Genomic DNA, 18,825 nt, shown 5'->3' on the forward strand with positions numbered 1-18,825 from the left:
TTTCTCTTCCCTACTCGCCGGCGGCGACTTGTGGGCTTGCCGGTGCTGAGCTGGGCCGCGCCGTCGCGGCCATCATCTCGCGTACCTTCGCCATCAGATTCTCGCGCGCCATCTCGTAGCCGAGTTCGGTCGCGCTGGCGAACCCGACGGCATCCGTGCCGCCATGGCTCTTGATCACGATGCCTTCGAGCCCGAGGAACACGCCGCCATTGACCTTGCGCGGGTCCATCTTGTCCCTCAGCGCCGCGAAGGCGCCGCGGGCGAAAAGATAGCCGATCTTCGACATCAATGAACGGCCCATCGCCGCGCGCAGGTATTCGCCGATCTGCTTGGCGGTGCCTTCGGCGGTCTTGAGGGCGATGTTGCCGGTGAAACCCTCGGTGACGACGACGTCGACCGTGCCCTTGCCGAGATCGTCGCCCTCGACGAAGCCGTGATAATCGAGATGCGGCAGCGCGCTCTCGCGCAGGATCCGGCCGGCTTCCTTGACCGCCTCGACGCCCTTGATCTCCTCGACGCCGACATTGAGCAGGCCGACGCTCGGCCGGTCGATATCGAGCACCACGCGCGCCATGGCAGCGCCCATCACGGCAAGATCGACCAGATGCTGGGCATCGGCTCCGATGGTGGCGCCGACATCGAGCACCACGCTCTCGCCGCGGACCGTGGGCCACAGGCAGGCGATCGCCGGACGATCGACCTGCGGCATCGATTTCAGGCAGAACTTCGACATCGCCATCAGCGCGCCGGTGTTGCCGGCCGAGATCGTGACGTCGGCCTCGCCGGTCTTGGTGGCGTCGATGGCGCGCCACATCGACGACTTGTAGCGGCCATAGCGCAAGGCCTGGCTCGGCTTGTCGTCCATCTTCACCGAGACCTCGGTGTGGTGGAAGGTGGTGACGGCCTTCAGCTTCGGATGCGCGTCGAGCAGCGGCATGACCTCGCCCTCGTTGCCGAAGATCACGAATTTCGCGTCCGGACGACGTTCGAGCGTGAGGGCGGCGCCCGGGATGACCACGGACGGACCGTGGTCCCCGCCCATGGCGTCAAGCGCGATTGTAACCGGGCGTGTCATGCGGGGGTGATCGATTCCAGGGCCTGCGCCCCCTGCCGGGGGCGGCCGGGCGGCGGCGGACAATAGCGGGTTGGCCGCTCGCCGCAAGGGAAAGCGCGGAGGTTTCCGCCGGTCATGGCTCGCGCTTCAGCTGCAACAGGGCAGCAAAAGGCGATTCGGCTGGCGTCTCCGGGGCGGGCTCGCTGAACGCCACGCCGGGCTTGCGCGGATAGGGATCGAGCGACAGCGCCAGGAATTCGAGCGTGACCACACCCAGATCGATCGTGCCGTCGATGATCGGCTCCGGCGGCTCCTCTTCGTTGAGCAGAACCTCGATGTCGATTTCGTCGTCCTCGGACGGCTTCGCCATGGCGGCGATCTCGGCCTCCGGCGCGAAATCGAGCTTGACCGGCACGTTGAGCTCGACCGGGAAGGGCTCGAGCGTGACGACGCAGTTCTGGTGCAGCCCCGCCTTGATCATGCCCTCGAGCTTGAGCCGCTCGCCATTGCGCGACAGCGTGTAGCTCGCCTTCAGCGCCTCGACCGAGGCGACGCCGAGATAGGTCGCGATTGCAGCAAGATCTGCCTGCTCAGGCGTGACCACGACCGGTACCGGGCGCAAGGTGATGCTCTCGACGCGAATCGGACGGTGAAGGGGCAATTTGTCCTGAGGGGAAACGGTCATGCTTCGATACTGCCAGAGAAAGGCGGGAACAACGGATCGGCGACCAGGATATCGTCGAGCGAGCGCATGGCCAAGACGGCGCCCCCCGCCCTGGCATGGCGGGCCAGCGCCGCTGCGTCGATCTGCGGGGCGATGTTGCGGGCTAGCGCGGCTTCGAAGGCTCCAGGCTCCCCGGCGGCAAGCGCCTCCTCATAGCCACTGAGCCGGCCATAGAAACTGCGGCCGATCTTCTTCATCCGCTTCGGCACTGCGACGTCGCTGATGCCGCCCTGGCGGAAACCGAGCTCGAGATAAGCAAAGCTGGCGTCGATCAGGTCCTGCGCCACGTCGGCCGCCGGGGCCGGCAAGTCGCGCAGCCGCCGTAGCACCAGGAAGAGATGCAGCGTCAACGACTCGAACCGCCCCTCGAAATCATCGGGAACGCGGCCCTGCAGATACAGGGCCGGCTCGCGCGAGGCGCCGACGATGCGCTCAAGCAACGTGTTGACCGGCGCCATGCGCGCACGCTTCCTGCCGAACAGGCCGAAGATCACAGCCCCTACCCGCCTTTCCCAACCAGCTTGGCTAAAAGTGACTTGCCTTGCCAAAGCCATCCTCGGGCGTTACGCCAAGCGCACCCACCCTGACAAGCGCGGCAGCTCCGCGCGCCTCCCCTTCGGATCCGCCACGCATGACTGCTCCGACCCGCCGTACCGTCCTGATCGGCTCGCTGGCCGCCGCCCTGCCGCTGGCCGGCTGCGGCACGGCCACCAATCTCGGCTTCCGAACCCCGACCTCGGCCGGCCTCAACGAGGAGTTCACCCGCGGCTTCGTCATGGATGACGAGCTGATCGCCAAGGTGAAGGTCGGCATGGACGTGCAGACCGTGCTGACCACGCTCGGCACGCCCTCGACCACCTCGACCGTCGGCAACCGCACCTTCTACTACATCAGCCAGAGGGTTCGCCGGCGCTTCCAGTTCCAGGACTTCGCCGTCATCGACCAGAATGTGCTGGTGATCTATTTCAACAAGGGCTTCAAGGTCGAGCGCATCGCCAATTACGGCCTGCAGGACGGCGTGATCTTCGACTTCATCAGCCGCACCACCCCGACCGGCGGCGAGGAGCAGAGCTTCCTGCGCAACCTGTTCCGCGGCGTCACCAAGTTCACGCCGTTCGGCGCCTGAACCCGTCTCGCCATCCATGACGTGAGAGCCCTGCGGCGACACCGCAGGGCTTTTTCATTGGCGGGCCCCCGCGTTCCGCGTCGTGACGGATGCTTCGTGCTTCCGAGTCGGGCGCTAAAGCAACAAGATAGATTCGCGACCTATCGGATGCGCGGCGATCTAGCCGCCCTTCGGCTTCCGTGCCGGCAGCGTCATCGCGAACACTCCGACGATGACCAGCGCGAGCCCGGCCCAGGCGGTCGGGCTCAGGCGCTCGCCGAGGAAGAGAACGCCCAGGGCAACTCCGGTGGGCACGCGCAGATAGGCGACCGAGGTCGTCCCGACCGTACCGAGCCGGTCGATCAACCGGAAATAGAGGATGAACGCCAGCGCGGTCGAGAACACCGACAGTGCCAGCAGCGCCTGGATCGATGCGGCCGAGGGCGTGATCGTCCAGGGCCGGTCTATGATCAGGCTGAAGGGGATCAGGATCACGGCGCCGCAGATCAAGGAGCCGGCGGCCGGCATGATCGGGTCGAGCCCCTTGAAATTGCGCCCGAACAGCGCCGCTCCGCCATAGCAGGCGGCCGCCGCGACGAGGGCGAGCTGGGCCCAGAGTTCGCGGCCGAAGCCGGAGAGCGCCTCCATGCCGATGATCAGGCAGACACCGAGCATGCCGGCGGCGACGCCAAACAGCTTCCTGCCCGCAGCAGCCTCGGTCCGAAAGAGCAGCAGGCTGAGCAGGAAGGCGAAGATCGGCGAGCCGGCATTGAGGATCGCAGCAAGACCGGCATCGACGCTGGTCTCGGCCCAGGCGATCAGGGTGAACGGCACGGCACTGTTGAGGCAGGCCTGGATCAGGAAGCGCCGCCAGATGACGGAATCGCGCGGCAGGCCGAGGCCGCGCCAGCGGATGACGACGAGCAGGAGCGCGCCGGCGATCAGCGTGCGCGCCCCGATCAAGGTCAGCGGCGGGATCGTCTCGACACCGAGCTTGATGAAGCTGTAGGAGGCGCCCCAGAGCGTCGCCAGCAGGAGCAGCGAGGCCAGATCGACCAGGTGCCCGGATCGTACGGCGGCGGGAGCGGCTGGGGTGGTCATCGGGTCCTCCTCGGATGGCCGGGACCATGACAGGCGAAGCCAGGCCCGTCGCGCCGGAATGCTACGGCCCCGGCCGTAGCCTCGCCTATCGATTCAACCGCCTGGCAATCTGATTCAGCAGCCGGGCGCAAATCTTCGCATCGCAACGAAAAACCCCGCGGATCGCTCCGCGGGGCCAGGCATCTGTCAGGAGATCTGCCGCTCAGCTATGCGCCAGGATGGCGAGCAGCAGCAGCGCGATGATGTTGGTGATCTTGATCGCGGGATTCACGGCGGGGCCAGCCGTGTCCTTGTAGGGGTCGCCGACGGTGTCGCCGGTGACCGAAGCCTTGTGCGCCTCGGAGCCCTTGAGATGGCGGACGCCGTCCTTGTCGACGAAGCCGTCCTCGAAGCTCTTCTTGGCGTTGTCCCAGGCGCCGCCGCCCGAGGTCATCGAGATGGCGACGAAGATGCCGGTGACGATCACGCCCATCAGCATGGCGCCAACCGCGGCGAAGGCCTGGTTCTTGCCGGCGATGGCATTGATGACGAAGAAGGTCACGACCGGAGCGAGCACCGGCAGCAGCGACGGCAGAACCATTTCCTTGATCGCCGCCCTGGTCAGCAGGTCGACGGCGCGGGCATAGTCCGGCCGATCCGTGCCCTGCATGATGCCGGGCTTCTCCCTGAACTGACGGCGCACCTCCTCGACCACCGAGCCTGCCGCCTTGCCGACGGCGGTCATGCCCATGCCGCCGAACAGGAAGGGGATCAGGCCGCCGAGTAGCAGGCCGACGACGACGTAGGGATTGGACAGCGAGAAGTCGACGGTGACGCCCTTGAAGTACTGGAAGGTCGTCGAACCCGCCTTGTTGGCCTCGGCCACGAAGAAGTTGAGGTCCGAGGTGTAGGCAGCAAAGAGTACCAGCGCGCCAAGGCCGGCCGAGCCGATGGCGTAGCCCTTGGTGATCGCCTTGGTGGTGTTGCCGACGGCATCGAGCGCGTCGGTGGAGTGGCGGACCTCCTTGGGGAGGCCGGCCATCTCGGCGATGCCGCCGGCATTGTCGGTGACCGGACCGAAGGCGTCGAGCGCGACGACCACGCCGGCCAGCGCCAGCATGGCGGTGGTGGCGATGGCGATGCCGAATAGGCCGGCGAGACCGTAGGAGACGATGATGCCGGCGATGATCACGATGGTCGGCAGCGCGGTCGATTCCAAGGATACCGCGAGACCCTGGATGACATTGGTGCCGTGGCCGGTGACCGAGGCCTGGGCGATCGAGACGACCGGGCGCTTGCCGGTGCCGGTGTAGTACTCGGTGATGACGACGATCAGCAGCGTCACCGCGAGGCCGACAAGTGCGCAGCCGAACAGGCCACCCGAGGTGAAGGTCACGCCCTGCACCGTGGTGAACGAGGCGGCGAAGCCGCCGAACATCAGGTAGTTGACCGCGGCGATCGCACCGACGGAGAGCACGCCGGCGGCGATGAAGCCCTTGTAGAGCGCGCCCATGATCGACTGGTTGGCGCCGAGCTTGACGAAGAAGGTGCCGATGATCGAGGTGACGACGCAGGCCGCGCCGATCGCCATCGGATAGAGCATCATCGCGCCGAGCACGGGCTGGCCGGCGAAGAAGATGGCGGACAGCACCATGGTCGCGACCAGCGTCACCGCATAGGTCTCGAACAGGTCGGCCGCCATGCCGGCGCAGTCACCGACATTGTCGCCGACATTGTCGGCGATCGTCGCCGGGTTGCGCGGGTCATCCTCGGGAATGCCGGCCTCGACCTTGCCGACGAGGTCGGCACCGACATCCGCGCCCTTGGTGAAGATGCCGCCGCCGAGGCGGGCAAAGATCGAGATCAGCGAGGCGCCGAAGCCGAGCGCGACGAGCGAGTCGATGACGACACGGCTCGAAGGCGCGAAGCCCTTCATCCCGGTGAGGAAGCCGTAATAGCAGGCGACGCCAAGCAGAGCGAGGCCGGCGACCAGCATGCCGGTGACCGCGCCCGCCTTGAAGGCGACGTCGAGGCCTTCGCCGAGCGACTGCATCGCCGCCTGGGCGGTGCGGACATTGGCGCGGACCGAGACGTTCATGCCGATGAAGCCGGCGGCGCCCGAGAGCACGGCGCCGATCAAGAAGCCGATGCCGACATAGGCGCCGAGCAGATAGGTGAGGCCGACGAAGAGTACCACTCCGACCATGGCGATTGTGACGTATTGGCGCTTGAGATAGGCCTGCGCGCCCTCGGCCACCGCACCGGAAATCTCCTGCATGCGCTGGTTGCCGGCATCGCGTTTCATCACGTCGCCATAGGCCCATAAGCCGTAGACGATCGATAACGCACTCAAGACAATGATGATGAGCAAGGCCGACATCGAATTTCCTATCCCTGAGATTTCGTCATCCGGGGTAGGACACCCCGACGGAGCCGGTTTTCCGGTTCTTTGAACGCAGGAAACGGCTCTGTCGGCCTCACGACGAATCAGGCCACAGCGCCGATCACCAGTGTCGGATCGGATTGTTGCCCAGTTTCCGCCAGAATCGCAAACGGGTCGGCTGACAATTCCGGGAGAATGTCAGGTCATCGTGCACCGATCTGCCGATCGGCCGTGACCATTTGAGGGTCACTCTAAAGTGCCACGTCCCGATTGACGTTCTTGTAGAGCAGGTAGCAGGCATCGCCGAAACCGGTCGGATAGAACTGCTGCGGGCAGTAGCCGCCCATCCAGATGAAGTCCTCGGCCCAGATCTCGTGCCAATCCTGTCCGAGGAAGTAGAGCCCCTGCCCTTCCAGCATGTAGAGCCCGTGCTCCATCACATGGGTCTCGACATCCGGGAAAAAGGCGCCTGGCTTGAACCACATCAGGTTCATCTCGAAATCGAAGCGCATGTCGCCATAGGGCAGCAGGAACTGGAAGCCGCGCCCCTCCATGCCGGTATGATTGGTCAGCAGGACCGCATCGCGATGCGACAGGATCGGCTCGGGCACGGCAAGGCCGGGCGCCGGCTCGTAGCGCTTGCGCAGGCCAAGGACGCGCACCGGCCCATCGCTGTCATTGCGCAGCGAGAACCGCGTTCCACCCGGAACATAGGCAAAGCTGCCGGGACCGAAGGCGTTGCCGCCGGCACCGTCAATGGCGAACGCCGCTTCGCCGGACAGTCCATAATAGAAGTGCTGGACGCCGTCCTCGGCGAAAGGCGCAAGCGTGCCGCCGCCGGGCTCGATCTCGAGCACGTACTGCGCAAACCGAGCCCCCAGCACCGGGGCTGCGAGAATGCGCGCAATGGTCTTCTCGACATGCGGCAACCGGCTGACCAGCACGCCCTCGGGCGGCATGAAGGCGTAGTTTCTCTGCACCACGCCGCGGTTGTGACCGATCGCGCCCGCGACGGGGCGACCGGCGCACTGGGGAAGCTGATGAGGGCGCATGCGACGTCTCCGCTTCAGGCCGGACTATCCAGCAAGAATCACGCCACCACACGCCTCTGCAGGCCTTGCCAGGCGACCAGAGCCAGCGCGACTGCGACCGGCGGGAAGACCAGCCAGTTGACGCTGGTCCAGCCGCCGGCGCTGAGCAGTCCGCCGGAGGAGAAGGAGGCGATCGCGACCGAGCCGAAGACAAGGAAGTCGTTGGCCGCCTGGACCTTGACCCGCTCCTCCGGCCGGTAGCAGTCGGTCACCAGCGCGGTCGCACCGATGAAGCCGAAATTCCAGCCGATCCCGAGGAGGACGAGCGCGATCCAGAAATGCGCGACACTGAGGCCGCTGAGGCCGACGATCGCCGCGAGCGCCGTCAGCAAGAGGCCGGCAGCCGTGATCGTCTCCTTGCCGAAGCGGGCGATCAGGCGACCGGTGAAGAAGCTCGGCGCGAACATGGCGAGCACATGCCACTGGATACCGAGCGCGGCATCGCCGACACTGTGGCCGCAACCGACCATGGCGAGCGGGGCCGCTGTCATCACGAAGCTCATCAGCCCGTAGGCGACGAGCGCCGCGATCACCGAGGCGATGAACTTGGGCTGGCGCATGATCTCGGCAAGCGGCCGGCCGCCACCGGACCTCGCCTCCTTCACCGGTGGCGCGCGCAGCGCCAGCACGACACCAATGGCGATCAGAGCAAGCGCACCCTGCGCCAGGAAGCTTGCGGCAAAGGGCGCGGCCGGCGTCAGGTCACGCGTCCAGTAAACCGATTGCGGCCCGATCACGCCGGCAGCCAGCCCGCCGATCATCACCCCGGAGATCGCACGCGGCCGGAAGCCCTCGCTCGCCGTGTCGGCGGCGGCGAAGCGATAGCTCTGGACGTAGGAGCCGTAGAGCCCGCACAGGAAGGTGCCAAGGCAGAACAGCCAGAACAGCCGTTCGGCCACACCGGTCGCGGCGACGCTGGCGCCGACGGCACCGATCAGCGCGCCGACGATATAGCCGCGGCGGCGGCCGAGCCGGCGCATCAGGAACGCCGCCGGGATGACGCCGCAGGCGAGACCGAGCTGCATCAGGCTGACCGGGACGGTGGCGAAGGCCTGGTTCGCGACCAGTTGCGAGCCGACGATGCCGCCGAGCGAGATCACGATCGCCGGGCTCGCGCCGCCGAGCGCCTGGGCGCCGGCGAGCACGAGCGCATTGCGCTTGGCGAGGGTATCGCCGTCCATCGCCGGAACATGCTGGTTCATCGCAGCCGCCGCCCTTCGCGGCCGCCCAGCCGCCGTCAGAAATGAGCGAAGGAGCCGCGCGCGAAGTTTCGCGGCCGGCCCGCTTCGGTATAGCGCACGCTCCCCGCCTCTGCGGTGACGCGCCCGATGCGCGCGAGGCTGAGCCCCGCCGCCTCCGCGGCAGCAACCATAGAAGGAAATTCTCCTTCCGGGATCGTACAGAGAATTTCGTAGTCGTCGCCGCCGGTCCAGGCCAGTTCCGTCAGTGCGGGATCGGCCATGACGGCAGAGCGGGCCGCGGGCGAGAGCGGCACAGCATCGAGGTCTATCTCCGCCCCCGCCTTCGAGGCCGCCAGCAGCTTGGCAAGGTCGCCGACCAGCCCGTCGGAGACATCCATCGCAGCCGAGGCATGCGTCTGCAGGGCGGCGGCGAGCGCAACCCGCGGCTGCGGGTGCAGATAGCGATCGGCGAGGAAGGCGCGATCGGCTTCCGGGAGTTGGCCGACCCAGGCGGGCCGATCCGGCCCGTGCGCCTTCAGGCCGAGCGCGCCGTCGCCGATCGTGCCGGTGACGGCGACGACATCGCCCGGCTTGGCTCCCGAACGCAGCACCATGCGGCCGGCGGGAACGCTGCCGAAGGCGGTGATCGAGAGGGTCAGCGGGCCGTTGGTCGAGACCGTGTCGCCACCGATCAGCGGACAATCGGCCTCGCCCGCCATGACACCGAGCCCCTGTGCGAAGCCGGCGAGCCAGTCTTCCGTCCAGCCCGTGGGCAGAGCGAGCGTCAGGACGAAGCCGTCGGGCCTAGCGCCCTTGGCGGCGAGATCGGAGAGATTGACGCCGAGCGCCTTGCGCCCGATCGAGGCCGGCGGGTCGTCGGCGAAGAAGTGCACGCCGGCGACGAGCGCATCGGCGGTGACCACGAGCTCATAGCCGCGCGCCGGGCGCAGCAAGGCGGCGTCGTCGATCAGGCCGAGCCCGGCGCGGCCGGCGATCGGCGCGAAATAGCGGGCGATCAGCTCGAATTCGCCGGGGCTCCGGGGTCCGGCCACGGCGCCGCTCACGCTGCCGGAGCGTCGAATTCCTCGGCGCGGACGTCGCGGGCCATCCTGTCGAGCACCGCGTTGACCATGCCGACCTCGTCGCCCTCGTAGAAGGAGCGGGCGACCGCGACATATTCCGAGATCACGGCACGGCCCGGCACGTCCTTGCGGAAGGCGAGCTCATAGGCGCCGGCGCGCAGGATGGCGCGCACCACCGCCTCGACGCGCTTCAACGGCCAGCCGGAGGCGAGGAGATCGTCGACGGAACGGTCGACCAGGCGCTGCTCACGGACGACGCCACCGAGCAGGTCGCGGAAGAAGGCGATCTCGGCCTTGGGGAGCTCGATGTCCTCGACTTCCTTGCCGATCCAGAAGGCTTCGAACTCGGCCATGGCCTCGACCACGCCGCGCCCACCGACCTCCATCTCGTAGAGCGCCTGGACGGCCGACAGCCGGGCGCCGCGGCGCATCTCGGATCGGCTCATTTCGACTCCTCCGCCAGCGAGCGCTTGTAACGCAGCACCGCGAGCGCAGCTTCCGCTGCGCCGCCACCCTTGTCCATCTCGCTGCGGTTGGCGCGGGCCCAGGCCTGCGCGTCGTTCTCGACGGTGAGGATGCCGTTGCCGAGCGGCAGGGCAAAGGCGACCGACAGGTCCATCAGCGCGCGCGAGCTCTCGCCGGCGACGATGTCGTAATGGCCGGTCTCGCCGCGGATGACGGTGCCGAGCGCGACGACGGCCTCATAAGGGTCGACCGCCTCGTCGGCGGCACGCAGGCCGATGACGATGGCGGAGGGGATTTCGAGCGCGCCGGGGACGGTGACGACATCGACGCGGCAGCCGGCCTTCTCCAGCACGGCGGTCGCGCCGGCGAGCAGTTCGTCGGCCAGGCCGTCGTAGAAGCGGGCCTCGACCACCAGCACACGGGCGTCGTCGAGCGGAGCGGCTGAGGCAGCCGAAGATTGCCGGGATCCGGCCATGGCGTCTTCCTTATGCAAGAGATGGTGCCCGTGAATATCCAAGCACCAAAGCCCTCATCCTGAGGAGCTGTTTCGACGGAAACTGCTCCTCAGGATGAGGGCTAAGCGTTGGGCCGGCTTTAGCCCCCCGGACGCGCCTCCGCAAGCCGCGCGGCATACCGCGCCATCAGATCGACCTCGACATGGACGCCGTCCCCCTTCCGGCGCTCACCCCAGGTTGTGACGCTGAAGGAATGCGGTATCAGCAGCACGGTGAAGACGTCGTCCTCGACCGTGTTGACGGTCAGCGACGTCCCGTCGAGGCAGATCGAGCCCTTGGCGGCGATGAAGCGAGCGAGCCCCTGCGGCGCCCGGATATGGAAACGGGCCGTCGCGCCCCAGGGCTCGCTCGGGTCGGGCGCAATCTCGTCGATCGTCAGGATGGTGCCGACGCCGTCGACATGGCCGGTGACGAGATGACCGCCGAGTTCGTCGCCCATCTTGAGCGAGCGCTCCAGGTTGATCTTCGTGCCGGACATCCACGCGCCGACGGACGTCTTCGCCAGGGTCTCGGCGGCCGCCTCGACCTGGAACAGGCAGCCGGGCTCGCCATCCTCGCGCGGCTTGAGGGCCGTGACAGTCAGGCAGACGCCGGCACAGGCGATCGAGGCGCCGAGCTCGATGCCGGATGCCTCCCACGGGCACGAGATATCGAACTGCTTCAGGCTCGGGCCCTTGGTCTGCGAGCGGGTGACGGTGCCGATGGCGGTGACGATGCCGGTGAACATCAGGCGATCCTCGTGAAGGCTTCGAAACGGTCGCAGCCGATCTGCCCGGCTTCGGTGACGGCGTAGATTTCGGGATCGGCGAGCAGCGCCGCAAGCCCCGGTCTGACGGCGACGACGCCCTCGGCCCCGAGCGGCTTCGGCGAGGTCGAGACGATGACCTCGTCGGCAAGGCCCCGCAGCGCCAGTTGCTCGCCGATCGTCGGGCCACCTTCCGAGAAGACGCGGGTGATGCCGCGGGCCGCCAACAGTCGCAGCGCCTCCGATAGGTCGAGATGGCCGTCGGCGCCGCGCGAGACGCGCATGACCTCGACGCCGGCGGCGACCAGCTTCTCCTCGGCCGCGACCGGGGCATCCTCGGCCGCGATCACCCAGAGCGGCACTGTCGCCGCCCCCTGCACCAGCTTGGCGGCAAGCGGCAGGCGCAGAGAGGAATCGAGCACGACACGGATCGGCGAGCGGATTTCGAGTCCGGGCAGGCGCACGGTCAGCAGCGGGTCGTCGGCAAGGACGCTGCCGATGCCGAGCATGATCGCATCATGGCTGGCGCGCAGGCGGTGTACCCATTCGCCGGATTCCGGACATGAGATGGCGAGCCTAGCGCCCCCTACCCCGCCGGCGAAGCCATCGGCCGTGCGCGCGACCTTGAAGGTCACCATCGGCCGTCCCTCGGTCACCCGCAGCACATGGCCGCGATGGCTGCGCTGCGCCTGGTCCTCGAGCACGCCGAGCTTGACCTCCACACCTGCCATGCGAAGCAAGGCATGGCTGAGACCGGCGATCTGCGGATTGGGATCCGACATCGCAGAGACGACGCGCCGGACGCCGGCGAGCAAGGTACGCTCGACACAAGGCGTGCCGCCACGGATCGTGCGGTGCGAGCAGGGCTCCAGCGTGACATAGAGCGTGCCGCCGCTCGCCGCTGCGCCGGCGTTCTCGAAAGCCATCGCCTCGGCATGCGGGCGACCGCCGGGTTGCGTGCGCCCCTCGCCGACGACTACCGGGCCGTCCGGACCATCGCGCACGACGACGGCGCCGACGCTGGGATTCGGCCAGGTCTGGCCGAGCCCACGCGCGCCGAGCTCCAGCGCCCGCGCCATGAAGGCGCGGTCGATCGCGTCCTGATCAGGCATCGTCGCGGGCGGGCGCCGGCTTGGCCACAGGCTCGATCTCATCGCTACCGAGCTGGCCGAGCAGCTCCTCGAAATCGCGGGCTTCACGGAAATTCCGGTAGACCGAGGCGAAGCGGACATAGGCGACGTCGTCGAGCGATTTCAACCCCTCCATCACCAGCTCGCCGACGGCCGAGCTCTGGATCTCACCCTCGCCCGAGCTTTCGAGCTGGCGGACGATGCCGTTGACCATGCGCTCGATCCGCTCGGGCGCGACCGGGCGCTTGCGCAGCGCCACCTCGATCGAGGTCTGCAGCTTGTCGCGATCGAAGGCCGTGCGCCGGCCCGAGCGCTTGACCACGGTGAGCTCGCGCAGCTGCACGCGCTCGAAGGTCGTGAAGCGGCCGCCGCAATCGGGGCAGACGCGCCGGCGCCGGATCGAGGCGTGGTCGTCGGTCGGCCGCGAATCCTTCACCTGGGTATCGAGCGAGCCGCAATAGGGACAGCGCATGAATGGGGCCTTCAGGTTAGCTTGAGGGACGATAGCGCCCGCGGCCCTTCCTTGCCTCAGCCATGCCGTCGCAGGCCAGCGAAAAACGACCAGCCGGCGGCAAGGGAGCAAGCACGAGATCGCATGACGCTCCGGCACCGGATCGCGGCCCTCGCCAGAACATGACGCCGGACGATGCGCCTTGCCCATAGCAGGATATCGTTCTGCGACCCGCCTGCGCCTGCCTCCCGATCCACAAAGCTCGCCAATCGGAGTTACGCAGATGTCCAATGATAGTGTCGGCGACGCCTTCGGCGGCCTGGTCGTCCTGGCCTTCGACCTTCTCGACAGCGAAATCCAGAGGTCTCCCGAACGCCTCGCAGAGATCCTCAAGAGCCCTGTCGTCCTGTCGACAGCGCAGAAGGGTCTGCTGAGCTTCGCGAACGCGAAACTCAAGAGCCAGACGACCCAGCTCTCGTCCGAGGACATCCAGAAGCTGCGCTCGATCGGCGACGACGTGCTGTCCAAGGCGGCCGACGAGTATTTCAAGCAGATCAAGAAGTCGTCGAACTACAAGGCTCTGGAAAAGCAGGTCGATGCGTTCAAAGCGGCAGCGAGCTCGTCGGCGCTCGGCGTCTGGGTCGATCAGCACAAGGGCATCGTCTACGTCGTCGGCGCGGCGCTGGCGCTCGGAGCGGGCGCCGCCCTCTTCGTCACCAAGCCGAACAACGGGGCGGTGACGCTCGGCCTGCAGCAGCTGGAGAAGCTCAAATTCGAGGTCGTCAAGCTCGGCGCGCTGAAACTCGGCGTCGGCGGCATCGTCTTCGATCCGACCGCCGAGCTGGTCGGTGCCAAACTGACCGGCAAGCTGAAATGGGACCGGCTAAAGCTCGATCTCTCGATGCAGGTGGTGACCAAATCGGCCGCGATCGAGAAGGTCGAGGGCGAGGTCATGGTCCAGTACGGCTCGTTCGAGCTCAGCGGCATCGTCAAAAAGGACGTGACCAAGCCGACCGTCGACCTCAACCTCAAGCTGAGCGCGACGGACGACCGCTTCAATGTCTCGGTGGCGGCGCAGGTCAAGGACGGCCAGTTCGGCGGTAGCGCCTCTGCCGGCTACAAGATCACCAAAGGGCTCGACCTCAACGCAGAACTCAGCCGGACCAACCGGGGCGATGCGCCCGGAGGCCCGGAGAACCTGTTCATGATCAAGCTGACCGGGACCTTCCCGTAGAAGGCGGTCCGGACGCCTCCCTCTCAGTAGATCGGGAAGCGCGCCGTCAGCTCGTGGGCCTTGGCCTTGACCGCCTGCTCGACGGCGGCGTTGCCCTCTTCGCCATTGGCGGCGAGACCGTCCAGCACCTCGGCGATCAATTCGCCGACCTTCTTGAACTCGGCGACGCCGAAGCCGCGCGAGGTCGCAGCGGGCGTACCCAGGCGGATGCCGGAGGTGACCATCGGCTTCTCCGGATCGAAGGGGATGCCGTTCTTGTTGCAGGTGATGTGAGCGCGCCCGAGCGCGGCCTCGGCCGCCTTGCCGGTGACCTTCTTGGAGCGCAGGTCGACCAGCATCAGGTGGTTGTCGGTGCCGCCGGTGACGAGGTCGAAGCCCTTGCTCTTCAGCGTCTCGGCCAGCGCCTTGGCATTGGCGACGACGGCATGGGCGTAGCTCTTGAACTCCGGCTGCAGCGCCTCGTGGAACGAGACCGCCTTGGCGGCGATGACGTGCATCAGCGGGCCGCCCTGCAGGCCCGGGAACACCGCCGAGTTGATCTTCTTGGCGATCGCCTCGTCATTCGTCAGCACCATGCCGCCGCGCGGGCCGCGCAGCGTCTTGTGCGTGGTGGTGGTAACGACGTGGGCGTGCGGGAACGGCGAGGGATGGGCGCCGCCGGCGACCAGCCCGGCGAAATGGGCGATATCGACCATGAAATAGGCGCCGACCTTGTCGGCGATCTCGCGGAAGCGGGCGAAGTCCCAGTGACGGGCATAGGCCGACCCCCCGGCAACGATGATCTTCGGCTTGTTCTCGACGGCGAGACGCTCCATCGCGTCATAGTCGATCAGCTGGTCGACGACGCAGACGCCATAGGGCACGACCTTGAACCACTTGCCGGACTGGTTGACCGGGGCGCCATGGGTAAGATGGCCGCCGGCAGCGAGATCGAGGCCCATGAAGGTGTCGCCCGGCTGCATCAGCGCCATGAACACGGCCTGGTTGGCTTGGCTGCCGGAGTTCGGCTGGACATTGGCGAACTGGCAGTCGAACAGGCGGCAGGCGCGCTCGATCGCGAGCTTCTCGGCGATGTCGACGAACTGGCAGCCGCCGTAATAACGCCGGCCCGGATACCCTTCCGCGTATTTGTTGGTCATCACCGAGCCTTGAGCCTCGAGCACCGCCTGCGAGACGATGTTCTCCGAGGCGATGAGCTCGATCTCGTCGCGCTGGCGACCAAGCTCGAGCTCGATGGCGCGGGCGATCTCGGGATCGACATCGGCAAGGCCAGCGCCGAAGAAGGAGTTGGAGAGGTGCTTGTCGCGCGCGGCTTCGGTCATATCCGGCTCCTAAGAATGCGGCGGCCGATCCCGGCCGATCCCCGCGCGGTCCCTATCACGCAGAGTGAGGCTGTCCAAGCGCTAGATGGACGCGGCTAAGGAGCCGCCCGGCGCGCGCCCGAACGCCGGACGGACGGGCGGTAGACGAGCTTCCGGCGCGAGGCAGCCTGCATCAGCTTGCGGAAGGTCGGGCACTCCAGATGCGAGGGTGCGGGGCAGTCCGCGACGTGGCGCAGTATGTCACGCAGCGTGCGCAATTCAGCCATCTGGCGCTGCAGCTCGTCGGCCTTAAGGCGCAGCTGGTCGCGCGGAATATCGGGCCTGCTGTCTCGGCCGAACATGCCGGCGATCTCTTCCAGCGAGAAGCCGGCCGCCTTGCCCATGGCGATCAGCGACAGCTTCAGCAGCACGTCGGCATCGAATTGCCGCCGCAGGCCCCGCCGCCAGAGCGAGGCGATCAGGCCGATCTCCTCGTAATAGCGCAGGGTCGAGGGCGCGACGCCCGCGCGTTCGGCGACCTCGCCGATATCCAGAACAGTCATGCTTGACCTCAAGTCGACTTGAATTTGTACGCTCTGCCGAACGCATCATTTCGGCAAGAGGTTCATCATGGAAGCTGTTCTCGTTTCAAGGCAAATTCCGGTCTGGCAGGATCGGCGCGCCATCGCCCTGCTGATGGCGGCATCGCTCACCACCATGGCGAACGCGACGATCGCCCCGGCCCTGCCCGGGCTGGAACGGCTGTTCGCGGACGATCCCAACGCCGCGCTGCTGACGCGGCTCCTGGTGCCGGCACCCTCGCTCAGCGTCGCGGTTCTTGCACCACTCGCCGGGCTCGCGGCCGACCGCTTCGGACGGCGCCGGTTACTGCTCGTAGGCGTGATCCTGTTCGTGCTGTCAGGCTGCGCCGGGCTCGTCCTGCCCGGCCTGCCGGCGATCTTCGCCAGCCGGCTCGTATTGGGGGTGGCGGTCGCCCTGATCATGACGGCGCAGACAGCGCTGATCGGCGACTATTTCACCGGCGGCGACCGCAATGCGCTGACCGGCCTGCAGATCTCGGCGCGCAATCTCGGCGGGCTCGTCTTCATTCTCACCGCCGGCTGGGCCGCGACGCTGTCGCCGCGCCTGCCCTTCGCGATCTACGGTCTGGCGGCTGCCTTCCTGCCGCTGATGTGGCTGGTCATCACCGACCCGCCGCGCCCGTCGTCGGCAGGCGGCGCGCAACCGGCGGGCGATCGAGGCGATGACCGTCCCTGGCGACTGCCCCTCGCCTTGCTGGTGCTGCTGCAGGGCACGACCAACATGATCTTCTTCATCATGCCGACGCAGCTGTCCTTCTTCCTGGATGCGCGAGGCCATGACAGCGCGATCATGACCGGCTCGGCGCTGGGCGTGCTGATGCTGTCGGGCGGCGGCTTCGCCCTGCTCTATCCCCGCATCCAGCGCGCTGTCGGCTACGCCGGCATTTTCGCGCTCGGCCATGGCGCGATGTCGGTGGGTTTCCTCATGCTGCTGCTCGCCGCGACCACTCCGGCGATCTTTGCGGCCGTGGCAGCGATCGGCGCGGGCTATGCGCTGGTCTCGCCGAGCTTCGTCGCCCTCGCCCTCAATCTCGCACCGACGCGGAAGCGCGGGCTCGCCGGCGGCATCCTGACCGCCTCGATCTTCATCGGCCAGTTCTGCTCGCCCCTGCTCAGTACGCCGGTGATCGCCGGGTTCGGTTACGCCAATCTGTTCGGCGGCACGTCAGCGCTGCTCGTGGCCATGACCGTCACGGCCGCGCTGACCGGTGCCGCTGACAGGCTGCGCCGACGATAGTGCGGCGATATGGAGTGCTGCCTCGTGCGCAGTCTGCTTTATTCACAACCCGGAGCAGCCGACTCGCTCCTTTGGCGCAATCCTCGGCTGCAATCGAAACGACATCGGGGTGTCGCAGCAGCCGGGTGAAACGGAAACCGGCGGAAGGAGAACGGCGTGGTGCAGCAGACGGACGAGATCGAAGCTCACCAGCCCGAGTGGCCGCCGAAACGCCGCTCGCCTTTGCACGCCTTCCTGGAAAGCGGTGCGGCGGCCGGTGTCCTATTGGTCTTCTCCGCCGCTCTGGCGCTGATCATCGCCAATTCGGCGCTCGGCCCGGTCTATTTCAAGCTGCTGGAGGCGAAGGTCGCCGGCCTTTCGATCCTGCACTGGATCAACGACGCGCTCATGGCGCTGTTCTTCCTGCTCGTCGGGCTGGAGATCAAGCGCGAGTTCATCGAAGGCCAGCTCGCAACCTGGAGCCGCCGCGCCCTGCCGGCGCTGGCTGCGCTGGGCGGCATGATCGCGCCCGCCTTGATCTATGCCACGCTCGCCCGCAGCGACCCTGAAGCCTTGCGTGGCTGGGCGATCCCCGCTGCCACCGACATCGCATTTGCGCTTGGCGTGCTCGCCATCCTGGGCTCGCGCGTGCCGGTCTCGCTCAAGATCTTCCTGACCGCGCTCGCCATTCTCGACGATCTCGGCGCGATCCTGATCATCGCCCTGTTCTATTCCGGCGATCTCTCGCTGCCGATGCTGGCCGGCGCCGCCGCCTGCCTCGCCATCCTGATCGCGCTCAACCTGCGCGGCGTCCGCCTGCTGCCGCTCTATCTCGCCATCGGCGCCGTGCTCTGGTTCTTCGTGCTGAAATCCGGCATCCACGCCACGCTCGCCGGTGTCGCGCTGGCGCTGACCATCCCGCTCGGCGGCCGTGGCAAGGAGAGCGACGAGCCCGAGCATTCGCCGCTGCACACGCTGGAGCACCGGCTCCACCCCTGGTCATCCTATTTCATCGTGCCGGTCTTCGGCTTCGCCAATGCCGGCGTCTCGATCGCCGGCATGTCGCCCTCGCTCCTGCTGACGCCAGTACCGCTCGGCATCGTGCTCGGACTTTTCCTCGGCAAGCAGATCGGCGTCTTCGGCTTCGCCTGGCTTGCGGTGCGGCTCGGCCTCGGCACCATGCCAGCCAAGGCGACATGGGCGCAGCTCTACGGCGTCTCGCTGCTCTGCGGCATCGGCTTCACGATGAGCCTGTTCATCGGGGCGCTGGCCTTCGCGAACAGCGCCGCGCTCAACGACGCCACCAAGATCGGCGTGCTCGCCGGCTCGGCGCTGTCGGCGGTGATCGGCTATGTCGTGCTCCATCTCGCCGGCCGGCATCTGGTCAAGGAGGATGTGCCCGTGGCGGCGATCGCTCCACAAAGGCGAGCCCGCTGAGAGGCGATCTGACGATCACACAATCACCG

At 67.2% G+C, this 18,825-nt stretch carries 19 protein-coding genes; 4 read left to right on the forward strand and 15 right to left on the reverse strand.

Annotation, left to right across the window (positions count from 1 at the left end):
* Positions 1-10: 10 nt before the first annotated feature.
* From plsX to V7S63_RS04285, 3 genes are all read right to left on the reverse strand, one after another.
* On the reverse strand, positions 11-1,075 hold the full coding sequence (gene plsX / locus V7S63_RS04275; protein ID WP_091830074.1) for a phosphate acyltransferase PlsX: 1,065 nt from the start codon (positions 1,073-1,075) through the stop codon (positions 11-13).
* A gap of 112 nt (positions 1,076-1,187) precedes the next feature.
* Positions 1,188-1,739 carry a YceD family protein gene (locus tag V7S63_RS04280; RefSeq protein ID WP_091830076.1) on the reverse strand — a complete coding sequence of 184 codons (552 nt, stop codon included), beginning with the start codon at positions 1,737-1,739 and terminating at the stop codon, positions 1,188-1,190.
* Entirely contained in the window at positions 1,736-2,236 is a 501-nt protein-coding gene (locus V7S63_RS04285) for a ubiquinol-cytochrome C chaperone family protein (RefSeq protein ID WP_336529304.1), read from the reverse strand. The genes V7S63_RS04280 and V7S63_RS04285 overlap by 4 nt, the downstream gene beginning before the upstream one ends.
* Before the next feature lie 173 nt (positions 2,237-2,409).
* On the opposite strand from V7S63_RS04285, the gene V7S63_RS04290 reads away from it, so the two are divergent.
* Positions 2,410-2,904 carry an outer membrane protein assembly factor BamE gene (locus tag V7S63_RS04290; protein ID WP_091830080.1) on the forward strand — a complete coding sequence of 165 codons (495 nt, stop codon included), beginning with the start codon at positions 2,410-2,412 and terminating at the stop codon, positions 2,902-2,904.
* A 159-nt stretch (positions 2,905-3,063) separates the two neighbouring features.
* Here V7S63_RS04290 and V7S63_RS04295 read toward each other — a convergent pair whose 3' ends face one another.
* From V7S63_RS04295 to nrdR, 10 genes are all read right to left on the reverse strand, one after another.
* Positions 3,064-3,984, reverse strand: a complete 921-nt coding sequence (locus V7S63_RS04295; RefSeq protein WP_336529305.1) for a DMT family transporter — start codon at positions 3,982-3,984, stop codon at positions 3,064-3,066.
* 202 nt (positions 3,985-4,186) lie between these two features.
* Entirely contained in the window at positions 4,187-6,343 is a 2,157-nt protein-coding gene (locus V7S63_RS04300; RefSeq protein ID WP_336529306.1) for a sodium-translocating pyrophosphatase, read from the reverse strand.
* A gap of 254 nt (positions 6,344-6,597) precedes the next feature.
* The gene (gene allE, locus V7S63_RS04305) at positions 6,598-7,398 is read right to left on the reverse strand and encodes a (S)-ureidoglycine aminohydrolase (RefSeq protein WP_336529307.1); all 801 of its coding nucleotides are present in this window, start codon (positions 7,396-7,398) and stop codon (positions 6,598-6,600) included.
* 38 nt (positions 7,399-7,436) lie between these two features.
* Positions 7,437-8,639 carry an MFS transporter gene (locus tag V7S63_RS04310; protein ID WP_336529308.1) on the reverse strand — a complete coding sequence of 401 codons (1,203 nt, stop codon included), beginning with the start codon at positions 8,637-8,639 and terminating at the stop codon, positions 7,437-7,439.
* Between the two features lie 35 nt (positions 8,640-8,674).
* Entirely contained in the window at positions 8,675-9,670 is a 996-nt protein-coding gene (gene thiL / locus V7S63_RS04315) for a thiamine-phosphate kinase (RefSeq protein WP_336529309.1), read from the reverse strand.
* Positions 9,671-9,678: 8 nt separating this feature from the next.
* Complete coding sequence (gene nusB, locus V7S63_RS04320; protein WP_091830088.1) at positions 9,679-10,146, reverse strand: transcription antitermination factor NusB; 468 nt, start codon at positions 10,144-10,146, stop codon at positions 9,679-9,681.
* The gene (gene ribH, locus V7S63_RS04325; RefSeq protein ID WP_091830091.1) at positions 10,143-10,640 is read right to left on the reverse strand and encodes a 6,7-dimethyl-8-ribityllumazine synthase; all 498 of its coding nucleotides are present in this window, start codon (positions 10,638-10,640) and stop codon (positions 10,143-10,145) included. Before ribH ends, nusB begins: the two co-directional genes overlap by 4 nt.
* Before the next feature lie 119 nt (positions 10,641-10,759).
* Positions 10,760-11,407 carry a riboflavin synthase gene (locus tag V7S63_RS04330; RefSeq protein WP_091830093.1) on the reverse strand — a complete coding sequence of 216 codons (648 nt, stop codon included), beginning with the start codon at positions 11,405-11,407 and terminating at the stop codon, positions 10,760-10,762.
* Positions 11,407-12,537 (reverse strand): bifunctional diaminohydroxyphosphoribosylaminopyrimidine deaminase/5-amino-6-(5-phosphoribosylamino)uracil reductase RibD, encoded by a 1,131-nt coding sequence (gene ribD, locus V7S63_RS04335; RefSeq protein WP_336529310.1) that lies wholly within the window; start codon positions 12,535-12,537, stop codon positions 11,407-11,409. Before ribD ends, V7S63_RS04330 begins: the two co-directional genes overlap by 1 nt.
* Positions 12,530-13,027: a transcriptional regulator NrdR gene (nrdR, locus tag V7S63_RS04340; protein ID WP_336529311.1), complete on the reverse strand. Its 498-nt coding sequence runs from the start codon at positions 13,025-13,027 to the stop codon at positions 12,530-12,532. Before nrdR ends, ribD begins: the two co-directional genes overlap by 8 nt.
* Positions 13,028-13,289: 262 nt before the next feature.
* On the opposite strand from nrdR, the gene V7S63_RS04345 reads away from it, so the two are divergent.
* Positions 13,290-14,240, forward strand: a complete 951-nt coding sequence (locus V7S63_RS04345; RefSeq protein ID WP_100963095.1) for a hypothetical protein — start codon at positions 13,290-13,292, stop codon at positions 14,238-14,240.
* A gap of 23 nt (positions 14,241-14,263) precedes the next feature.
* Here V7S63_RS04345 and glyA read toward each other — a convergent pair whose 3' ends face one another.
* Positions 14,264-15,562: a serine hydroxymethyltransferase gene (gene glyA / locus V7S63_RS04350; RefSeq protein WP_336529312.1), complete on the reverse strand. Its 1,299-nt coding sequence runs from the start codon at positions 15,560-15,562 to the stop codon at positions 14,264-14,266.
* Between the two features lie 95 nt (positions 15,563-15,657).
* Entirely contained in the window at positions 15,658-16,104 is a 447-nt protein-coding gene (locus tag V7S63_RS04355; RefSeq protein ID WP_336529313.1) for a helix-turn-helix domain-containing protein, read from the reverse strand.
* 67 nt (positions 16,105-16,171) lie between these two features.
* On the opposite strand from V7S63_RS04355, the gene V7S63_RS04360 reads away from it, so the two are divergent.
* Positions 16,172-17,380 (forward strand): MFS transporter, encoded by a 1,209-nt coding sequence (locus V7S63_RS04360; protein ID WP_336529314.1) that lies wholly within the window; start codon positions 16,172-16,174, stop codon positions 17,378-17,380.
* Positions 17,381-17,536: 156 nt separating this feature from the next.
* Entirely contained in the window at positions 17,537-18,796 is a 1,260-nt protein-coding gene (gene nhaA / locus V7S63_RS04365) for a Na+/H+ antiporter NhaA (protein ID WP_442896411.1), read from the forward strand.
* Positions 18,797-18,825: the final 29 nt, after the last annotated feature.

The organism is Allobosea sp. CCNWLY174 (genome assembly GCF_037120455.1).
Taxonomy (GTDB): Bacteria; Pseudomonadota; Alphaproteobacteria; order Rhizobiales; family Beijerinckiaceae; genus Allobosea; species Allobosea lupini.